The organism is Acidithiobacillus sp. TH-A35, from assembly GCF_057473505.1.
In genome coordinates, this window is sequence record NZ_JBYCKR010000157.1 from 1 (window position 1) to 2521 (window position 2521).

A 2521-nucleotide genomic window follows, 5' to 3' on the forward strand; every position below is an offset into this window, starting at 1 on the left:
CGCTCCGGAAGCAGAATGCGCGTGTCGCAAGCCAGCGCCCGGCCTGTTTCACGAGATCCAGGAGCGCCTACAGACCTCGCTGGAACAGGTTCCCGCCATTGGCGACAGTATGCGCGATCTGGTCGCCGCGCGTGAAGCCGGTGCACGACCCGTGCTGGTGCTGACGGGCAAAGGCCAAAGCATGCGTCTGGAAGCAGAAGCGGCGGGCATCCCTGTTTTCGCTGATCTTAACGCGGCAGTACACGCCATTCTCGGCATTCCGTGATACGCACCATTCGCAGTAGCTTGTTCTACATCGGTTTTACGATCTGGACCCTGGTCTGGGCCATATTCAGCCTGGCCGTTGCCCTGTTGCCGCTGTCGGCGCGGGTCTGGGCCAGTCGCTTATGGGCGCGCACTGGCATCGGCTGGCTCCACTGGAGTTGTGGCCTGCATTATCGGGTTTCCGGTCTCGCCAACATTCCCGCCACACCTTGCGTCATCGTCGCTAATCATCAGTCGGCACTGGAAACCCTGCTCCTCTGGTGCATCTTCCCGCGACTCTCCTACGTACTGAAAAAGGAACTCTTCCGCATCCCGGTGATTGGCTGGGGCCTGCGCCTGTCCTGGCCCATCGGTATCGACCGCGACGCTGGCAAACAGGCCTTGGTGCAGGTAATTGAAGAAGGCAAAATCCGTCTGGCAGCGGGCTTTCACGTGGTGATTTTCCCGGAGGGCACCCGCCACCCTTGCGGCGAGGTCGGCCCTTTCAGCAGCACCGCCGCTGGTCTGGCCATTCGCGCTCAGGTCCCCCTTTTGCCTATTGCCGTGAACAGCGGGTGTTTCTGGCCGCGCGCAGATTGGCGCAAATGGCCAGGGATAGTCGAGGTGCAGATCGGCCCCGCACTGGCCCCCACAGGTAAAGCCGCCGCCCTCAACCAGCAAGCGCAAGACTGGATTACAACGGCGGTTGCAGAGATGGGGACAGGGCCTGCTGCAAAAGTGCTTTAACCAAAGTACCTGCAATATCCTGGCCGGTAACTCCTTCGATGCCTTCCAGGCTAGGGACGGGGTTCACTTCCAGCACCAAGGGCCGCTGATCTTCGGCCAGCATGATATCCACCCCGGCAAAACCCAGACCTAGTGCAGCCGCCGATCGGCAGGCAATGGCGGCAAAATCTTCCGGCAGATCCGGCATTGCTGATGCTTGACCCCCGCAATGCAGGTTGCTGCGAAAATCCTCAGCAGAAGCCTCCCTGCGCATAGCCGCAATCACCTTGCCGAAGAGGACGATTACCCGAAAATCCTGACGTCCTGGAAGAAAGCGCTGGACCATCGCTTCGTGTTGCAAATGGAGAAAGGTGTCCAGCATTCCCCGTGCGGCGACGGGCGTATCCGCCAAACTGACGCCCACCCCCTGCGAGCCACCGAGCAACTTGTGCACCAACGGCGTCCCCAAAGCCGACATCGCCAGATCGCGCTGCCCTACCTGGGTGAAGTAAGCGGTTTGCGGCACGGCGACGCCAGCCGCGACCAGGGACTGCAAGGAAGCAAACTTATCGCGGGACAACTCCAGCGCCCCCGCACTATTGAGACAATAGCTCCCTGCCCCAGCAAAGTAACGTAGCAGGCGTGACCCGAGGCGCGTGATCGGGCCACCCACCCGCGGAATTACCGCCACGCAGGGCGCCAGCAGAGAGGATCCGTAGTAAAGCTGGGTCTGGGTATTATTCAGCATCAACAAACAGTGCTCGGGCTGAAGCAATACTGGTTCAGCGCCCGCTGCGGCGACCGCATCCAACAGACGGCGGGTCGAATAGAGTTTCGCTTGGCGGGAAAGGATGGCAATACGCGGCGCATCACTCATGCGATGGGTACATCCTCACGAAAACTGAGCAGCGGCAATTCGCCGTGCGCAATGGAGCGCTCAATGAACCCTGCGCGACCCGGTGCGCGCGCTTCCAGCGCCGCCCGCGACAGGGCAGGCTCACCGCAGATCGCCGCGAAAAGCACCTCCAGCTCCCAGGGATCCACCCGCAACGTCCCGAAGGGATTATTCCGCGTCGCAGGGCGCCAGAAGAGGTTCGGCAACCATCCTTTACTGCACACTGCCGGAACCAGATAGAACGTGCGGCAACGTTCGGCTATCTCCGCCAGCGCCGGAATCCAGTTCACATCCAGATTTTCCATAATATTCCTCTAAAAATATTTTTATTGGCACCAGCGCACAGGAAGCCAGCCAGCAGGCGTAAGCACCGGGCGCCGTCCACGAGGACGATCATAAAGCCATTCACTTGGCAACGGAATTATTGTGGAGCATAATAGTCAACTATTTGGGAGCAGGTGTAAAGTTCATTCAAAGGAAGCGGCTTGACGGCCAAGGAGTCCATCATGAGCGACAACAGCACGCAGCAAGGCGTGGCGGGTCACGGCGCCTTTTTTCAAGACACGAATCTTTCGGCGAACGAGGCCGAAGCGGCTACGGCCTGGGTGCGCAGCCATGTTGACCGGCGCACGATGGACCTGGGCGAGCGGATGGACG

The 2521-nt window shown here is 60.3% G+C and carries 4 protein-coding genes and 1 pseudogene; 3 read left to right on the top strand and 2 right to left on the bottom strand.

Features of this window, described 5'->3' with window-relative positions; genetic code table 11:
• Both AC2VNK_RS05435 and AC2VNK_RS05440 read left to right on the top strand, forming a co-directional pair.
• The coding region (locus tag AC2VNK_RS05435) for an HAD hydrolase-like protein (RefSeq protein ID WP_486883105.1) at positions 1 to 265 on the top strand (265 nt) is incomplete at its 5' end.
• Positions 262 to 990, top strand: a complete 729-nt coding sequence (locus tag AC2VNK_RS05440; RefSeq protein ID WP_486883106.1) for a lysophospholipid acyltransferase family protein — start codon at positions 262 to 264, stop codon at positions 988 to 990. The genes AC2VNK_RS05435 and AC2VNK_RS05440, both read left to right, overlap by 4 nt.
• Here AC2VNK_RS05440 and AC2VNK_RS05445 read toward each other — a convergent pair.
• The gene (locus tag AC2VNK_RS05445) at positions 938 to 1846 is read right to left on the bottom strand and encodes an ATP-grasp domain-containing protein (protein WP_486883107.1); all 909 of its coding nucleotides are present in this window, start codon (positions 1844 to 1846) and stop codon (positions 938 to 940) included. The genes AC2VNK_RS05440 and AC2VNK_RS05445 overlap by 53 nt on opposite strands.
• The gene (locus tag AC2VNK_RS05450) at positions 1843 to 2169 is read right to left on the bottom strand and encodes a hypothetical protein (protein WP_291524675.1); all 327 of its coding nucleotides are present in this window, start codon (positions 2167 to 2169) and stop codon (positions 1843 to 1845) included. The genes AC2VNK_RS05445 and AC2VNK_RS05450 overlap by 4 nt, the downstream gene beginning before the upstream one ends.
• A gap of 201 nt (positions 2170 to 2370) precedes the next feature.
• Here AC2VNK_RS05450 and AC2VNK_RS05455 point away from each other — a divergent pair.
• Positions 2371 to 2521, top strand: a pseudogene (locus tag AC2VNK_RS05455) (heterodisulfide reductase subunit B); the annotation flags it as partial.

Coding starts and splice junctions, on each gene's coding strand:
- AC2VNK_RS05450 (WP_291524675.1), bottom strand. CDS start 2,169: ATGGAAAATCTGGATGTGAACTGGATTCCGGCGCTGGCGGAGATAGCC.
- AC2VNK_RS05445 (WP_486883107.1), bottom strand. CDS start 1,846: ATGAGTGATGCGCCGCGTATTGCCATCCTTTCCCGCCAAGCGAAACTC.